This is a genomic window from Myxococcales bacterium (genome assembly GCA_016706225.1).
In the GTDB taxonomy this organism is placed as follows: Bacteria; Myxococcota_A; Polyangia; order Polyangiales; family Polyangiaceae; genus JADJKB01.
On record JADJKB010000025.1, the window covers coordinates 579,171 to 595,974 of the forward strand.

At 67.1% G+C, this 16,804-nt stretch carries 15 protein-coding genes; 9 read left to right on the plus strand and 6 right to left on the minus strand.

From position 1 onward, the window contains the following. The first annotated feature begins 47 nt into the window (after nucleotides 1-47). Nucleotides 48-968 carry a patatin-like phospholipase family protein gene (locus IPI67_41085; protein MBK7586571.1) on the plus strand — a complete coding sequence of 307 codons (921 nt, stop codon included), beginning with the start codon at nucleotides 48-50 and terminating at the stop codon, nucleotides 966-968. A gap of 167 nt (nucleotides 969-1,135) precedes the next feature. On the opposite strand, the gene IPI67_41090 is transcribed toward IPI67_41085, so the two are convergent. Further along, the gene (locus tag IPI67_41090; protein ID MBK7586572.1) at nucleotides 1,136-1,798 is read right to left on the minus strand and encodes a hypothetical protein; all 663 of its coding nucleotides are present in this window, start codon (nucleotides 1,796-1,798) and stop codon (nucleotides 1,136-1,138) included. Then, a complete protein-coding gene (locus tag IPI67_41095) occupies nucleotides 1,773-2,603 on the minus strand; it encodes a class II glutamine amidotransferase (GenBank protein MBK7586573.1) in 831 nt (276 codons plus the stop codon). Before IPI67_41095 ends, IPI67_41090 begins: the two co-directional genes overlap by 26 nt. Before the next feature lie 173 nt (nucleotides 2,604-2,776). Between IPI67_41095 and IPI67_41100 the strand changes: the two genes are divergently transcribed. The 4 genes from IPI67_41100 (at nucleotide 2,777) to cysK (ending at nucleotide 6,412) form a co-directional block, all read left to right on the plus strand. Next, nucleotides 2,777-3,532: an iron-containing redox enzyme family protein gene (locus tag IPI67_41100; protein MBK7586574.1), complete on the plus strand. Its 756-nt coding sequence runs from the start codon at nucleotides 2,777-2,779 to the stop codon at nucleotides 3,530-3,532. Nucleotides 3,533-3,580: 48 nt separating this feature from the next. After that, nucleotides 3,581-4,399, plus strand: coding sequence for a PDZ domain-containing protein (locus IPI67_41105; GenBank protein ID MBK7586575.1), 819 nt, complete (start codon nucleotides 3,581-3,583; stop codon nucleotides 4,397-4,399). A gap of 5 nt (nucleotides 4,400-4,404) precedes the next feature. Continuing rightward, complete coding sequence (locus IPI67_41110) at nucleotides 4,405-5,331, plus strand: folate-binding protein YgfZ (GenBank protein MBK7586576.1); 927 nt, start codon at nucleotides 4,405-4,407, stop codon at nucleotides 5,329-5,331. 103 nt (nucleotides 5,332-5,434) lie between these two features. Then, entirely contained in the window at nucleotides 5,435-6,412 is a 978-nt protein-coding gene (gene cysK, locus IPI67_41115; protein MBK7586577.1) for a cysteine synthase A, read from the plus strand. 18 nt (nucleotides 6,413-6,430) lie between these two features. Here cysK and IPI67_41120 read toward each other — a convergent pair whose 3' ends face one another. Continuing rightward, nucleotides 6,431-7,216 (minus strand): enoyl-CoA hydratase/isomerase family protein, encoded by a 786-nt coding sequence (locus IPI67_41120; GenBank protein MBK7586578.1) that lies wholly within the window; start codon nucleotides 7,214-7,216, stop codon nucleotides 6,431-6,433. Nucleotides 7,217-7,300: 84 nt separating this feature from the next. Here IPI67_41120 and mazG point away from each other — a divergent pair, with 84 nt between their 5' ends. From mazG to IPI67_41140, 4 genes are all read left to right on the plus strand, one after another. Then, the gene (gene mazG / locus IPI67_41125; GenBank protein MBK7586579.1) at nucleotides 7,301-8,146 is read left to right on the plus strand and encodes a nucleoside triphosphate pyrophosphohydrolase; all 846 of its coding nucleotides are present in this window, start codon (nucleotides 7,301-7,303) and stop codon (nucleotides 8,144-8,146) included. 71 nt (nucleotides 8,147-8,217) lie between these two features. Next, the gene (gene rlmN, locus IPI67_41130; protein ID MBK7586580.1) at nucleotides 8,218-9,354 is read left to right on the plus strand and encodes a 23S rRNA (adenine(2503)-C(2))-methyltransferase RlmN; all 1,137 of its coding nucleotides are present in this window, start codon (nucleotides 8,218-8,220) and stop codon (nucleotides 9,352-9,354) included. A 94-nt stretch (nucleotides 9,355-9,448) separates the two neighbouring features. Further along, nucleotides 9,449-11,182 carry a phospho-sugar mutase gene (locus IPI67_41135; protein ID MBK7586581.1) on the plus strand — a complete coding sequence of 578 codons (1,734 nt, stop codon included), beginning with the start codon at nucleotides 9,449-9,451 and terminating at the stop codon, nucleotides 11,180-11,182. A 26-nt stretch (nucleotides 11,183-11,208) separates the two neighbouring features. Then, nucleotides 11,209-11,862 (plus strand): hypothetical protein, encoded by a 654-nt coding sequence (locus IPI67_41140; GenBank protein MBK7586582.1) that lies wholly within the window; start codon nucleotides 11,209-11,211, stop codon nucleotides 11,860-11,862. Nucleotides 11,863-12,204: 342 nt separating this feature from the next. On the opposite strand, the gene IPI67_41145 is transcribed toward IPI67_41140, so the two are convergent. Genes IPI67_41145 through lepA form a run of 3 tightly spaced genes read right to left on the minus strand, consistent with a single transcriptional unit; the run spans nucleotide 12,205 to nucleotide 16,748 of the window. Beyond that, the gene (locus IPI67_41145) at nucleotides 12,205-13,512 is read right to left on the minus strand and encodes an insulinase family protein (protein ID MBK7586583.1); all 1,308 of its coding nucleotides are present in this window, start codon (nucleotides 13,510-13,512) and stop codon (nucleotides 12,205-12,207) included. Next, on the minus strand, nucleotides 13,509-14,888 hold the full coding sequence (locus tag IPI67_41150) for an insulinase family protein (protein MBK7586584.1): 1,380 nt from the start codon (nucleotides 14,886-14,888) through the stop codon (nucleotides 13,509-13,511). Before IPI67_41150 ends, IPI67_41145 begins: the two co-directional genes overlap by 4 nt. Before the next feature lie 51 nt (nucleotides 14,889-14,939). Next, entirely contained in the window at nucleotides 14,940-16,748 is a 1,809-nt protein-coding gene (gene lepA, locus IPI67_41155; GenBank protein MBK7586585.1) for an elongation factor 4, read from the minus strand. Nucleotides 16,749-16,804: the final 56 nt, after the last annotated feature.

Genomic DNA, 16,804 nt, shown 5'->3' on the forward strand with positions numbered 1-16,804 from the left:
GCGTTCGTCCGTCAGATTATTGCTGGGGGACAGAAAGAGCGCTCAGCATGAAAAAGCCCACCGTGGCATTCGTCGGGACGGGGGGAGCGGCGCGAGGCATCGCGCACTTGGGTGTGCTCAAGGCGTGCGAGGAGCTTGGGATCCGACCCACGATCTTCGTGGGGGCGAGCGCCGGCGCGGTCGTGGCGGCGACCTACGGGCAGGGCATCCCACTCGACGTGCTGCTCGACGGGTACCGACTGCCCTGGAAGCGCAGGCATGACGGCCCGCGTTTTCACATGAACACCTTCTTCGGGCTCCCCACCCTGCGCCAGCTGTTCGACCCGGGCTATCTGACGAGTGGCCTCTTTTCCCTCGAGAAGCTCGAGCGCTACCTGCGCCATCACCTGCCGGTCAACGACTTCCGCAAGATCGACAATCGCCTGATCATCACCGCAGTCGACATCGACCGCGCGGAGCGGGTGTTGTTCGGAAAGGGATACGACTCCGACACGCCGATCAGTCGAGCGGTCGCCGCCTCGTGCTCGGTGCCCGGATTGTTCCGTCCGTTCGAGATCAACGGCCGCTACCACCTCGACGGCGAGATCGCCCGCACACTGTCCGCCGACGTCGCGCTGGAGGCTGGCGCTGACATCGTCATCGTCTCGAACATCTACCGCCCCGCGGAGGGCGAACAAGAGCGTCGCAGCATGGCGCGCCGGGGCCCGCTTCAGGTCATGAATCAGTCCCTGAACATCCTGCTCACCGAGAAAGAGCGTCGCGGCATCGCGCTCTACACTCAGGCGAACCCCCGCTGCACGTTCATCGACATTGCCCCGGACATCGGGCGTTTTGGCTATCTCAACCGATTCGCGGCCCGATCCCTGGTTCTGCGCGGGTACCGCGCGGCCCTGCAGACCCTGGCCTCGGCCAAGGAGCGCGGCGTCTTCGCGGCTCCGCGCGTCAGTGCATCCGGTCGACTGAACTAGCTAGAGCGCCGAACAGGTTGAACGTCGTTTGTTTTCAGCGACTTGCAATGTGTTCGGCGCTCGCGCGCGGAGCGCGCACGGCCGAAGGCCGGGGGTTTGGGGCGCAGCCCCAACGTAAGTGTCCTAGAACACGAGCAGCGCAAGCTGATCGGTGTTCTGGGCTCGACTCAGGGCAGGCTGAAATCTTCCGCCATGTCCACGATGCGGTAGTTGCCTCCGGCCGGCCTGAGCACGAACACGATTTCGTCGCCGAACAGGCGGGTCTTTCCGCCCCGGGGGTTGGCGATGGGCACGCGCACCACGACGTCGTCTGGTTGTGCCACCACACCGAGCGCGCGCGGCGGGCGCAGCGACCCAAGATCCACGGCGCGATAGGTCTCGATCTCACTATCGCGATAGACCGAGCCGGCGGCGAGTGAACCGTAGTCGAGGCGAGACAGCCGGAGCTGCCAGTATTGGCGTGCCTTCTGGCGTCCGGTCATGGGTCCGGCGCTGAGCCAGGCGTCGTCCGAGAGTAGCGGCTCGAGCTCGGGCAACGAAGCGTGGCTCACGGCGCGGAAGAAGCTGCGGACGAGCTCACGTGCCGCCGCAGGATCGGCGGGAGTCTTCAGCACGACGACACCCTGTTCGCTGTGCGCGGTCGAGGCAGGCGCCGGCAATTCGGACGCCGGGTCGACGGCAACACCCGGAGCACGTCGTGGGGCCGAGTCGAGCTGCGCCGTGGTGTCGAGCGCGCCGTGGCCCGCGGACGCACAGCCGCCCGCGCCGAGCCCGAGGCTCGAGATCAGCGCCGCAATGGCGCAGTCAGATCGCTTCCACGAGAGGGTCATCCGTCCGCGAGAGCGTCACGATGCTCGGGCTCGGCACCGCTGTCCAGCCCGACGGAGTGGCATCGAGCTCCGAGGCGATCAGAGTGAAATGCGTGCTCTCGATGGCAGGGATCCTGAGGTGCATCCGGCTCTCGGCCCCCAGGAGCTCCTCGATGTCGTAGCGGCCCCGAAGCACCCGATACGCCATTCCGCCGTTGCGATGCACCGCCACCATCAGCTCACCGTTGGTGACCAGGGTGTCACCGGTGTTCTGGCCCTGACCCTCTTCCGCCGACAGCCGGTCCACCAGGGCGATGCTGGAGCGAAGGGCGCCGACCACGTGCGGGGTCGGGACACTACCGTCGTTGAGGTGACCGGAGTCGTGCAGGAACGACAGGAACAGGTGAAAGAAGATCTCACTGTCGGTCTCGCCCCGGACGTTCCGCCGCAAGAACTCGGGCAACGACTCGAGCAGTCGGTCGCGCAGCTGCTCGAAGCCGCAGATCGTGCCCGTTTGCCCGAGTAACCACGACCGATAGCGGAAAGGGTGGGTGTTCTCGGTCCGCAGCTCCCCCACGGTTGCGCAGCGTACGTGCCCGAGCATGACGTCCGTGCGCAGGCCCCGCGCCGCCTCGGCAAGCTCGATCACGCTGCGGTCGTCCACCGGACGTCTTCGCAACAGGACTTCACCGGATTGATAGAAACCGATGCCCCAACCGAGGGGGTGTTCGGGGTCGGAGCGCGCAGTGAGGACTTCGGAGTGCATCTCCAGCACCCGACTGCCCAAGTCCGCGCGGTTTCCAATGAACCCGAACATCCGTGCCATGGTCTTCGCTCCCGCCGCGTATGTCGGCGTTGATGCTCAAGCATGGGGCGTCCGCGCGCAGTTGTCACACCTTTCGTGGAGTCGCCTGCCGCAGTGTTCACGCGAGTCGGCCCTCAGGCCGCCGGGCCGCCAGGAAATTCGTCACGCACACGAGACCGCGATACCAATCTCTCATGGAGCACGAGAGGTTTCGCGAGGCCCTGCTCTCCGTCATGGACCAGAAGGAGCACTGGGCTTGGCCGGGCTTTACTCGAGGGCTCGTCGCGAAGGCCCGCCTTCACGTCCATCTCGAGCAGGAATACGCCAGCTACGTTCGGGACTTCCCGGTGCTCGTGGGCCGAGCGTACGTTTTGTGTCCGATCGCCGCCGCGCGCCGCGAGCTGATCGAGAACGTGTACGAAGAGGAGACAGGCGCACTCCACGCGGGGCGCCCGCACCCCGAGCTGTTTCTGGAGTATCCGCGCGGACTCGGCATGGACCTCGCGCGTTTCGAGGACGTCGAGCTCCTGCCTGCCGCGCGCAGTTACCGCGCGGTGCTCGACGACGCTACGCTGCGGGAGGGCTGGGAGGTAGCTGCGGCCGTCACGACGCTGTTCGTGGAGGGGACTCGCTTCGAGCGTGGGGAGCTCGACCCCGCGGCACCTCGCCGTCCCGAACCGCCGCTGGCGCAGCACCCACTCGTGCTGCACTACGGCTTGCCCCACGAGAGCCTCGCGCTGACCCGTGCGCATCGAAAGGTCGAAGGGTCACACCGGGCCGCGGCGTGGCGTGTCGTGCTCGAGCACGTGTCGAGCGAGCGCCGCGCAGAGGTCGTCCAGGCCATGCAGCGGGCGCTGCACGCCTGGCTCGCCTACCGGGACGCCGTTGCGGCCGCCGTAGGCCTCGAACGCGGGCCGGATGGCGTGCCCCGGAGGGCCGGCTCGCCCTAGCCCCGTAGCCCGCCGAGCGGTCCGGATGTGCTAGCCTCCGCGCCCAAGATGCTGTCCACCGAAGTCCGGAAGATCGGAGCGCGGCTCGTGCTCGTGCTCGTCCCTCTGACCAGCCTCGCCTGTACCGCCGTGTATCCCGAGGTGCAGACGCCCGTGCGGCCTCCGCCCGCCGGGGCGAACCTGTCCCCGGCCGCGCCGGACGACCTGTTTTTCATCCGGGTGAGCGGCGCGACCATTCCGGAGATGACGCGCGACGGCCGCAAGTGGGACGCGGTCGGTGGTTCGGCGCCGGATCCATTCGTGAAGATCACCGCGAACGACAAGGAGATCGCACGGACGCCCACGCAGGAAAACACGCTTACCCCCACCTGGCCGGACGCTGTGCGCGCGAACTATCGCATCCCGCACGGCACGGTCGTCAAGGTCGAGCTCTGGGACGCCAACCCGATCAACAATCATCCGATTTGTGTCCGGGTGCTGCGCGCGTTCCGCGAAGAGGCGCGCAGCGGCGTGATTGACATCGACTGTGAGAGCGGCGCGAAGATCTCGCTGATCGCAGAGCCCGCCCACGCCCGAGTGGGTCTGGGCATGCGCTACGAGTTCCGCACCCAGAGCGTCCACGTGACGCGGGTGGCCCTCGAGTCTCCCGCCGGGCGGATCGGACTCAGGGGCGGGGAAGAGATCACGCGCATTCAGGGCAAGGAGGTCAAGACACTCGATGAGCTCGAGACGCGAAGCCTCATCAACGCCAACGCAGACTCGGGCCTCTCGCTGACGGTGAAGAAGGCCGACGGCTCGACGCAAGACGTCAGCCTCAGGTCGGGGCCCATCTACCCGGTCCTCGACGACGACATTCCGCTCGAGTAGGCGACATGCCGACTGCCGAGGAAGCCGCGCGAAGCAGCGTGCTCGTCGTCGACGCGCCGGAGCGTGGCACGCTGCGCGTAAACGGGCCCGATCGCCTGGGCTGGCTGAACGGCATCGTGACCGGCGACGTCAGCAAGGTGACGCCGGGGCAGGGTGTTCACAGCCTGATCCTGTCCAAGACCGGCAAGGTCATGAGTGATCTGTTCGTCGTTGCAGCGCCGGAGGTGGTGTTCGTCTCGGTGGCTCCGGGCAAGGCGGCGGAGCTCCACGGCTACCTCGACAAGATGCTGGTGATGGAGGACGCGGAGGTCAGTGAAGAGACCGCGGACCACGTCTGGATCATGCTGCACGGACCCGAAGCCGTGGATGTTGGCGGCGCGGTGGCCGAGCAGCTCGGCGGCGCGAGTGGTGCCCTCGACTGGACCGGGCTGGGCGGTGCGGCGCTGGTGGTGCGGCGTGACGCCCTCGCCGCGGCGCACGCCGCGATCACGGTGCAGGAGCCGCGCGCCGTGCACGCGACTGCCGCAGACTGGGAGCTGCTCCGGCTCGAGCGGGGTGTTGCGACCTACGACGTCGATTTCGGGCTGACCGACAATCCCCACGAGGCGGGGCTCGATCAGCGCGCAGTCTCGTGGAGCAAGGGCTGTTACCTCGGGCAAGAGGTGGTCTGTATGCAGGGCATGCGCGGCAAGCTGAAGCGACGGCTCGTCTCGCTCACCCTCGCCGGCTCGGATGTGCCGGCGCGCGGAGCGCCGGTCGAGCTTGCCGGCGGTACCGAAGCCGTGGGCGAGATCACGAGCGCAGCGACGAGTGTACGTGTTGGTGCGGTCGTCGCGCTCGCGCGCGTCGACGGCGCCGCCCTGGATGCGGCCGCACCGCTCCAGGTGGGCGGTGTTCCCGCTACGCTCGTGGCGCGCCCAGATCCCAGCTGACAGGTCGTGCTCGGGAGCAGCCCGCCGGGGCAGCGGTCGCGTGCGCCAACAGAAGGCGCGCTCGCCGGTTCCATCGCGCCCCAAATCGCTCTACGGTGCCGCGATGGCTGCGCGTCGCGAAGCTTCCGGCCCGCCAGCAGGCTTGGGTGAGCCCACGCAGGCGCGGCGCACGGCCGGCGGATTTCGCGTCGCTGACGACGTGCTCGGCCTGATCGGGTCGACGCCGCTGGTGCGCCTCGGGCGGCTCAGCCCCGAGGGGGGCGCCACGCTGTTTGGCAAGTGTGAGCTCCTCAATCCTGCCGGGAGCGTCAAGGACCGCCCGGCGCTCGGCATGGTGCTCGGCGCCGAGCGGACCGCCAAGCTCGCACCCGGCGCGACGTTGATCGAAGCCACGAGTGGCAACACGGGCATCAGCCTGGCAATGATCGCGGCGGTCCGCGGCTACCGCTGTGTGCTCGTCATGCCGGAGGACATGAGCTTGGAGCGACGCTACATCTTGCGCGCCTACGGCGCCGAGATCGTTCTGACCCAGGCCGCGGGTGGCATGAGCGCCGCGGTGGCCAAAGCGCTCGAGCTGCTCGCGCAGACTCCCGGCGCGTTCATGCCCAGTCAGTTCGACAACCCGGACAATCCCGAGAGCCACGCCCGGAGCACCGCGCTCGAGCTCATCGAGCAGACCGGCGGCCAGATCGCAGCGTTCGTCGCCGGGGTGGGGACGGGCGGCACCGTCTCGGGAGTGGGTCGGGTGCTCAAGGCGACTCTTCCGTCAGTCCGGGTGGTCGCGGTCGAGCCGCAAGCAAGCGCGGTGCTCAGCGGAAAGTCGCCCGGCCCCCACGGCATTCAGGGGTTGGGTGCTGGCTTCGTGCCCAAAACTTTCGACCGCTCGGTGGTCGATCAAGTCGTTGTCGTCAGCGACGTCGCGGCCGAGCGAATGGCGCGTCGCTTGGCGCGCGAGGAAGGGCTACTCGTGGGCCCGAGCTCCGGCGCCAACGTGCACGCCGCCGCGGAGGTTGCGCTGGCGGTCGGCACCGGCACGGTCGTCACAATCTTGTGCGACTCCGGCGAGCGTTACCTATTCTGAGTGGTCGGGGCGGGGCTGTCATTTGCCCTGAAACTCCGGTGTGCGCCGGGCGGCCCAGGCCATCACGCCTTCCATCAGATCGGCGGAGCCGAGCAGACCGAGCTGCCCCGTGCGCTCGCGCCCGAGGGCGTCGTCGATGCTGCCTCCGAAGCTCTCCCGCACCGCCGCTCGGATCTGCGCGATGGCCAAGGGTGGCCCCGCCGCCAACGCCTCGGCGAGGCCGCGTGCGGACACTTCGAGCTCACCGGGTTCGACCAGCCGGTTGGCGAGCCCGAGTTCGAGGGCCAGCGGCGCCTCGATCTTCTCGCCGAGTAGCAGGTACTCGAGGGCGCGACCCACGCCGATCATCCGGGGCAACCAGAACGTGCCGCCGCCGTCGGGCATCAGGCCGATCTTGACGAATTTTTCCTGCAGGTAGGCGCGCGTCGACAGCACCCTCAGATCACACGCCAGGGCGAGATCCGCTCCGAAACCCACGGCCGCGCCGTCGACCGCTGCGACGAAGGCTTTCTTGCTGTGAACGATGGCGCGAATGACGGCATGAAACTCGTCGATGCGAGTGTCCATGCTGACCTCGTTCAGGTCCGCCATGCCCGCTTTCAGGTCGGCCCCGGAACAAAACGCCTCGCCAGCACCGGTCAACACCAGCGCCCGCACGCTCGGCTTGGCCTCGAGTTCTTTCAAGCTCTCACCGAGCGCAACGACGAGCTCCCGGTTGAGGGCGTTCTTGGTAGCTGGGCGGTTCAAGGTCAGGGTGGCAACGGCCCCGTTTTCCTGCACCACGAGCGGAGATGCGCTTTCCATGCGGCGGCGAGCATAACCGGCAGGCCTGGGAATTCGAGCCCGGAGTTGCTCGAAGCCCCGTGCCGTCCTAATGAACCCCGCGAAATGGGTGAGCCGTTCGATATCCCTCCGAAGCTTCCGCTCGCCGAGCAGCGCGGCCAGACCTTCCCGAGCCTCGTTACCTTGATGCAGCGGCTGCTCGCGCCCGATGGCTGTCCCTGGGATCGGGAGCAGGATTTCGCCTCGGTGCGGCGCTACGTGCTCGAGGAGGCCTGCGAGGTCATCGACGCCATCGAGGCAAACGATCACGAACAGCTGGCGGACGAGCTGGGCGATCTGGCGTTACAGGTCGTCTTTCTGGCGGAGCTCTTGCGGCGCGAAGGGAAGTTCGGTCCCGACGACGTGCTGCGCGGCGTCGTCGAGAAACTCGTGCGTCGTCATCCCCACGTGTTCGAGGACGTGGTCGTCGATGGCTCGGCGGAGGTCTTGCGGAACTGGGAGGCCATCAAGGCCAACGAGAAACAGAACCGAGGCATCCTGGACGGCGTTCCGCGCTCCATGCCGGCCCTCTCCCGCGCCCAGCGCATGAGCGAGAAGGTCAGCCGCGTTGGGTTCGACTGGCCGGACCCGTCCGGCTCTCGCGCCAAGGTGGACGAAGAGGTGCGCGAGCTGGACGAAGCCATTGTCGGGGGCGACAAGGCAGAGGTCGAGCACGAGCTCGGGGATCTGCTGTTTGCACTGGTGAACCTCGCGCGACATCAGGGCGTCGATGCCGAGCTTGCCTTGAGAAAATCTGCGGACCGTTTCAAGGAGCGTTTTGCCCACGTCGAGCGGCGTGTGCGCGAGAAACACGGCGGCTGGCCGAAGGGGTCGGATGAAAAACCAGCGCGCGGCCTGGCCCTCGATGAGCTCGATGGATTCTGGGAAGAAGCCAAGCGGGGTGGCGCGTGACTCGGCCTGATCCGGAGAGCACGGCGCTTCGCGCCGAGGGTGCCGTGACCGGCGCAAAGGGTCCCGGCGACATCCATCCGGTCGCACGCCTGCCCGAGGAGTGGCACGCGGTGCTCTCCGGGCTGGGTGAACGACCATATCGCTCCGGACAGATCTTCAGAGCGATTCACGGTCGGGGTGTGCTCGACCCGGATGAGATGACGGAGCTGTCGCTGGAGCTTCGGAATCAGCTGAAGACCGCGGGCTTCGTGCCCCCGGCGGTCGTGACCGAGGTGCACCGCTCCGCCGACGGAACCCGCAAGCTGCTGCTCACCCTCGCCGGAGGAGCGCGCGTCGAGTGTGTGGTGATCCCGATGACGAAGTCGGACGCGGACACCGAAGACGCCGACGCCGGCGCAGCCACGGACGACGAAGACGACGAAGAGTTGGAGCCGGACGAGCCGAAACAACGGGTCACGCTCTGCATCTCCACGCAGTTCGGCTGCGCGATGGGTTGTGTATTCTGCGCCAGCGGGCAGGCGGGGCTCGTGCGAGGACTGTCCGCCGCGGAGATCGTCAGTCAGATCTTGATCGCCCGCAAATACCTCGACAAGCACGAGTACCTGCGGAACCTCGTGTTCATGGGCATGGGGGAGCCGCTGCACCACTACGAGGAGACGGCGCGGGCGATTCGCCTGATCACCCACCCCGATGGGCTGAACATGGGGCCGCGTCGCATCACGATCAGCACCGTGGGACTCCCGCCGGGGATCCGACGCCTTGGCGAAGACTTCGGTGGCAAGGTGGGCCTGGCGATCTCGTTGCACGCGCCGGATGACACGACGCGCGGGAAGATCATCCCGATCAACCGTCGTTACCCGATGCGAGAGCTGCTGGATGCCCTGCGCCGATATCCGTTGCCGCGCCGCCGTCGCATCACCATCGAGTACACCATGATCGAAGGGGTCAACGACGCGCCGGAGCAAGCCCGCGCGCTCGTGCGAACGCTGGCGGGGTTGCGGGTCAAGGTGAACCTGATCCCGATGAACTCCATCTCCGCGTCGTCATTGGGCGCATCGTCGAACTCGCGGGTCGAGGCCTTTCAGAGTGTGCTCGCCGGCGGCGGGTTGTCGGCGTTCGTGCGCAAGCGCCGTGGCGGCGACGTTGCCGCCGCGTGTGGTCAGCTGGCGTTCTCCGGCGAGCTGGTACGCAGCAAGCGCGCCCCCTGATCGGCGCGCTCTAACGGGTGGGCCGATGGGCCGGGCTCTTGGCTCAGGGTCGGCACCAATTTTCCCGAGAACCGGATGCCGTTATGCTGTCGTCATGGTCGAAGCCGACACCGCAATCGTCGCCGCCGCGCGCAAGTGGATTGAGGAAGACCCAGATCCGGAGACGCGCGCCGAGCTCGAGGCGCTGATCGCTGCGGAGGACTCGGCCGAGCTCCACGAACGCATGGGGGCGCCGCTCGAGTTCGGCACGGCCGGGCTTCGAGGCTTGGTGGGCGCGGGCCTCGGGCGCATGAACCGCGCGGTCGTGATCCGCGCAACCCGCGGGCTCGCGGACTACCTGCTCGCTCGCCACCCCGAAGCCCGCAGTCTGCCGGTCGTGGTTGGCTACGACGGACGGCTCAGCAGTCGTCAGTTTGCCGAAGACACCGTGGGTGTGCTGGTCGGTGCCGGGCTGCCAGTGCGATTTTTCGATGCGCCGGTGCCGACGCCCGTCGTTGCGTACGCGGCCCGCCAGCTCGCTGCGACGGCGGCCGTGGTGATCACCGCCAGCCACAATCCGCCGGAGTACAACGGCTACAAGGTCTACGCGGCCAATGCAGCGCAGATCGTGCAGCCGGTAGACACCGAGATCTCGGAGCGCATCAGCGCCGTAGGCAGCGCGCGGGAGGTCCCCCTCGAGGCCGACGTGCTCACGGGCAATCACCCGCGCGCCGAGCGCGTACCGGATGCGTTCTTCGATCGTTACCTGGCCGAGGTGGACGCCGTGCGCCCGCGCATCGAACGGGATCAGAGTTTGTGCATCGTATACACACCGATGCACGGCGTCGGCTGGCGCTTCGTCCAGCAGACCTTCGCACGCGCGGGCTACCCGAACGTACACGTGGTCCCGGAGCAAGCCGAGCCGGACGGACGTTTCCCGACGGTGAATTTCCCGAACCCGGAAGAACCCGGCGCCCTCGATCTGGCTACCGCGCTGGCCAGCGAGAAAAACGCCGATTTGATCCTGGCGAACGACCCCGACGCGGATCGTCTCGCGGTGTGTGTGTGCACCGCCGCCGGCCGCTACCGACAGCTCACGGGCAACCAGGTCGGGGTGTTGCTCGCTGACTTCATGCTCGAGCACGCGCTCGCGGCGCCCCGGGCCATGGTGGGGTCGAGCATCGTCTCGTCGCCGATGCTCGGGTCGATCGCGGAGGCCCACGGCGCCCGTTTCGAGCAGACCCTCACGGGGTTCAAGTGGATCTGGAACGCCGCGCTGGATCTCGAAGCCAGCGAAGGCGTGCGCTTCGCCTTCGGTTACGAAGAGGCCCTCGGTTACTCCGTCGGTCGGATCGTGCGCGACAAGGACGGGATCAGCGCCGCGCTCTTGCTGGCGGATCTCGCGGCCCACGAGCGCACGCTCGGGCGAGGGCTCTGGGAGCGCCTCGAGGGCCTGTACCGCAAACACGGGCTCTGGGTGAGTGTGCAGAAGAGCATCACCCGGCCGGGCAGCGAGGGACTGGCCGAGATCGCCCGCGCGATGCAGGTGCTCAAGGACCAGCCTCCGACCGAGCTCGCTGGAGCGCGGGTCAAACAGCTCGTCGATTTTCGAGATGGCGCCGACTCGCGCCCGCGCTGGCTGGGCAAGACGAGCCTGGTCTCGCTCACGCTCGAGAGCGGGGCCCGGGTGCTGGTGCGGCCGAGCGGCACCGAGCCGAAGCTGAAGATCTACGTCGATCTCTCGGTGAGCCTGGGCGACGGCGAGCGGCTGTCGGTGAAAGAAGAAGCGGCCATGGCGGAGGCCCAGCAGCTGGCGAACGAAGCGGCAATTCTGGTCGGCCTGAGCTGACGCGAAGCACAATCAACGGAGGTTTCATGCGAAGAGCAATCGGTATCCTGACGTTCTCGGCGGTCATGTTCGGCGGCAGCGCTGCGTTTGCCCAGGCCCAGACCTTCGGCAAGTCCGGCACCTTTGCGTTTGGTGCGGAACGCCTGTTTGCGTTTTACAAACAGAAGGTCAGCTTCGAGGCGCCGAACGGCAACGAGGACGACTACAGCTCGTCGGGACTCGGCTTCGGGTGGGGCGCGGAGTCCTACCCGTTCAACGTGCCGCGCCTCGGCTTCGACTATTTCGTCATCGACCAGCTCAGCATCGGGGGTGCGCTTGCTTACGCAAGCTACGACGTGGACGACAACGGGCCCGGTGGTTCCGGAGACGCATTCCTGTTCGCACCGCGGGTCGGGTACTTCATCGGCTTCACCGACGTCTTCGGCTTCTGGCCCCGCGGCGGGTTCACCTATCACAGCCTCGATCCCGACGGCGGCAACAACAATCGGTGGGGTCTGGCCCTGACCCTCGAGGCCAACTTCACCATCGCCCCGACCGAGCACTTCGCCTTCATGGTCGGCCCGACGTTCGACATCGACTTCATGGGCAAGACCGAGTGCGGTGGCCCCAACAACTCCGACGACTGCAAACTCCGCTATCGGTCCTTCGGGATCCAGGTGGGGCTCCTGGGCTGGTTCTAGTTCGCCGCGAAACTTGCTGAGTAGTAGCGGCTCGGGGCTGCGTCGCAGCAGTGCGCGCGCAGCCAGCCGTTTTCGAGCGCGGTAGAGGGCGCGCGCTGGCGGACGTGAGCGCGTCGGCGGGCGCTTGTGCTGGCGAAAGTGACGGGCGCTGGCTCGGGAGAACGCGCGGGCCGGACCCGGCCCGCGCGCTAGTCCCTTCGCACGTCGCGCCAAGAAATCTGCTCACCGGTCACGAGTGTGATTGACCGATTTTCGCAGCGCCTTCGCGCCGGCTATCTTGACCGTGTGGAAGCGTCGCGTGGCGTTTGCGGTCGTCAACGGAGTGAGAACCAGCAACACGCCCTAATCCGCGTCGAACGAAACCACCTCGTGCTCGCCGAGGCCGTCGATGGCGGAGCGCACTCCGTCGCCAATCTCGCTCGCGGTGCCCACCACGCTAAACAGCAGGTTGTCGGGCGAGATGCGCTCGCGGATCGCGCTGTTGACCTGGTCGAGGGTTACAGCCGCCACGTTCTCCAGGTAACCCTCGTAGTAGCCGGCGGGCAGCCCGTAGATGAGTGTGTCGAGCAGCAGGCCGACGCGCTTGCTGGGTGTATCCACCGAGAAGGCGTGGCTGCGAACCAGGTAACGCTTGGCCCACGAGAGCTCCCGCTCCGTGATGCCTTTCTCCCACCAAGCGCGGAGCAGGCCGAGCTCGACCTTGATGCAGGCCTCCGCGTCGCTGGCCTTGGGGAAGGTCCAGAGGCTGAAGGCCTGGCGGTGGCGATCGATGGGCAGGCTCGAGTACGCGCCATACGACCAGCCGCGCTTGCTGCGGATCTCCTTCATCAGACGTGCCGTGAAGGTTCCGCCGAACACCGTGTTGGCCACGTGCAGGGCGATGTGGTCGGCATCCTTCGGGTGAGTGCCGAGGCCGCCAATCAGGATCTGAGTCTGCGTGCGCTCGGGTTTGTCCACGAGCACCAGGCTGCGGCCGCGCGGACCCTCCGGATCGGCGACCTTGTCTTCCAGCGGGGCGCCGTCCGGCAGCGCCGCCAAGAGGCGCGCCGCCACGGCCTTCGCGCGCTCCTCGTCGATGTCACCCGAGAACGCCAGCACCAGGTTCTTGCGCACGAACGCTCGCGCGTGCAGCGAACGCACGTCGTCGCCGTTCATGCCGGGCAGCGTCGAGAGTCGCCCGCTGACGGAGCGGCCGTAGGCATGGCCGGCGAACATCCGGCGCTGGAACCAGCGCCGCGCCAGCGCCCGGTCGTTGTCACGGGACTCGACGATCTCGGCCTCGGTCTCGCGACGCAAGTGCGCAAGCTCCTCGTCCGCGAAACCCGGGCGGGCGATCACGTCGATGCAGAGATCGATGAAGGGTTCCAGGTTCCGCGCGATCACCGTGCCGTTGAAGGAGAGCGTGCTGTGGGCGATGTCCGCGCCCAGGGAGCCGCCGAGCGAGTCGACGCGGGTGTCGAGCTCCTGTTGGGTGAGTCCGCCGCCGGTTCGGCGCATGGCGCGGGTCATGAGCCGCGTCAGCCCCTCTTTTCCGGCCGGATCTTCGATGGCGCCGGTGAAGAGCGACGCACTCATGTGGACCAAGGGCAGCGCCCGGCTCGTCTCCAGGAGCACCGGTGTGCCGTTCACTTCAATCGCGGTCCCGCTCACTCTGCTGCCTCTTTCTTGTCGCCCATCTGGGCGCGCACCAAGATCACGGTTCGCTGCTCGCGGCGCAGATAACGACGCGCCACGCGTCTGAGGTCACTCGCGGTGACCCGGGACAGATCGTCGAGGCGCTCGAACGCGGCCCCGGGGCGGCCCAGCACCGTGTCGTAGAACCCGATCGTCGAGGCCTTGCCGTCCGCGCTGTCGAGGCCCGCGATCACGGAGAGCTCGAGCCGGGCGCGGGCTCGTTCGATTTCGTCATCCCCGATCGCCTCGGTCTGCACACGGTCGAACTCGCTGTCGACCGCCTCGAGCAGCGCCTCGGCCTTCACGTCGCCGCGCGCCGAGGCGAAGATCTCCATCAGGCCGGGATCGCGAAACGGACCCACGAACACCCGCACGTCGCTGGCGATCTCGAGCTTGCGGATCAGGAGCTGGTGCAGTCGGCTGGCCCGCCCGCCGAAGAGCACCTCGCTCAGCAGCGTCAGCGCCGGGTGATCGAAGTCCCCCATGGCGGGGCAGTGGTAGCCCACGGTCAGCTTCTCGGTGGCGGTGGGTTTCATCACCTCCGCCCGGCGCTCTTCCACCTGTGGCGGCTCCGGACGCACGTCCTCGAGCGGTAACTTCGACGCCGGCAGGTGCCCGTACGCCTTCTGAATCCGCGGCAACAGCTTCGCCTCCGTCACGTCTCCGACCACGACGATGCAGGCGTTGTTCGGTGAGTAATACGTGCGATAGAACTCCTCGCAGTCGTCGGTCGTGAAACCCTCGATGTCCGCCATCCAGCCAATGGTCGGCCACTTGTACGAGTGCTCACGGAAGGCCGTCGACCACAGCACCTCGCTCACGGAGCCCTCGACGTCGTCATCCACACGGTAGCGGCGCTCGTTAGCGACCACCTCTTTTTCACTGGTGACCTGCGGGTCCCGGAGTACCAGGCGCGACATCCGCTCGGCCTCCAGGCGAATCACCAGAGCGAGCTGATCTTTCGGGACCGCGATGTTGTACTGAGTCCAGTCGAGCCAGGTTGCAGCGTTGCTCTCCGCACCGGCCTCTTCCAGCTTGCGATCGAACTCGCCGGCCCGCAGACCCTCGAGCTCGTTGAACATCAGGTGCTCGAACAGGTGAGCGAGCCCGGTCTTGCCCTCGCGCTCGTGGCGCGAGCCCACGCGGTACCACGTGTGGTAGGCGACGACCGGCGCAGAGTGGTCCTCGGACAGCAAGACCTCGAGGCCGTTGCCGAGGCGGAAGCGCTCGACCCAGAGCGCCGGGCCGAAGGCGGAGCTCTGCACGTGACGCAGCTGAGCGTTTTCGGGCTTGCCCGCGTTGAGCAGGGCCAGCCGTCTTTCTCGGGCGCGGTTCGACATCTCCCGCAACATAGTCCAAGACGGCCGCTCGGGAAGGGGCGAGCGTGCCTCGGCGCGGCAGTCTCAGTCGTCGTCGAGCTTGAGGATCGCGAGGAACGCTTCCTGGGGCACCTCGACGCTGCCCACGGACTTCATCCGGCGTTTGCCCTCTTTTTGCTTCTCCAGGAGCTTGCGCTTGCGGCTGATGTCACCGCCATAACACTTGGCCGTGACGTCCTTGCGCAGTGCGCGCACGGTCTCGCGGCTGATCACCTTGCTGCCGATCGCCGCCTGGATGGCGACCTCGTACTGCTGCTGCGGGACCAGCTCCTTGAGCTTCTTCGCCAGCGCCCGACCGCGCGCGTAGGCGTTCGCTCGGTGGACGATCACGCTGAGTGCGTCGAGGGCCTCGCCGTTCAATAGCATGTCGAGCTTCACCAGATCGTCCTGGGTGTACCCCACGAACTCGTAGTCCATGCTCGCGTAGCCCCGCGTCGCGCTCTTCAGTTTGTCGTGAAAATCCAGGATCACCTCGGCCAGCGGCAGCTCGTAGGTGATCACGACGTGGGTCTGAGCGGCGAAGTGGATGCCCTTCTGCACGCCGCGCCGATCTTCACACAGCGCCACTGCCGCGCCGACGAACTCGGCGGGGGTGTGCAGCGTGACCTTCATGATCGGCTCCTCGATCTGCGCGAGGTCGCCGACGGGCGGCATCTTGCTCGGATTGTCCACCATCACCACGTCGCCGTTCCGCTTCGTGGCGCGATAGACCACGCTGGGGGCGGTGGTGATGAGGTCGAGGTTGTACTCGCGCTCCAGCCGCTCCTGGATGATTTCCATGTGGAGCAGGCCGAGGAAACCGCAGCGAAAGCCAAACCCGAGGGCGTCGGAGGTGTCGGGCTCGAAGTGGAACGAGGCGTCGTTCATGTGCAGCTTCGAGAGTGCGTCGCGTAGGTTCTCGTACTCGGCCGAGTCGGTCGGGAAGATGCCGGCGAAGACCATCGGCTTGACCTCCTTGAACCCCGCGAGCGCCTTGTCGGTGGGGCGCGCAGCGAGGGTGATGGTGTCGCCGATCTTGGTGTCTTCAGTGGTCTTGATGTTGGCCGCAACGAACCCGACCTCGCCTGGGCCGAGGGCGTCGAGCGCGACGGGGTGGGGGTTGAAACAGCCGATGGCCGTCACCTCGTAGTTGCGCCCGGTGGCCATGAACTGGATCTTGTCGCCTCGGTTGAGCACACCGTCGATGACCCGGACCATCACCACGGCGCCGCGGTAGCTGTCGTACCAGCTGTCGAAGATCAGGGCTGCCAGGGGTTTTTCGGGGTCGCCCTTCGGCGGCGGGATGCGGTCGACGACGGCCTGCAAGATCTCCGGCACGCCCAGGCCGGTCTTGCCGCTCGCCAGAATGGCGCCGCTGCAGTCGAGACCGATGACGTCCTCCACCATCTGCGCGGCGCGATCGACGTCGGCCGAAGGCAGGTCGATCTTGTTGAGGACCGGGATAATTTCGAGGTGATTGTCGAGCGCGAGATAGACGTTGGCGACCGTCTGAGCCTGAACACCCTGCGTTGCATCCACGATCAGCAGCGCGCCTTCGCCTGCTGCCAGGCTGCGGCTGACTTCGTAACTGAAGTCGACATGGCCGGGTGTGTCGATGAGCTGAAGCTGATAGTCCTCGCCGTCGGCGGCCTTGAAGCGCAGGCGTACGCTCTGGGCTTTGATGGTGATTCCGCGCTCGCGCTCGAGCTCCAGCTTGTCGAGAAACTGGTCGACCTTCTCCCGCTGCGTGATGGCGCCGGTGACCTCGAGGATGCGATCAGCCAGCGTCGACTTTCCGTGGTCGACGTGGGCGATGATCGAAAAATTCCTGATTCTGCGGGTCGGGGTGGGCATGCGCCGCCGTTCTGGCGAAGAGAGAAGGACTCGCGCGTTTAGCCCGTCGGGCCACT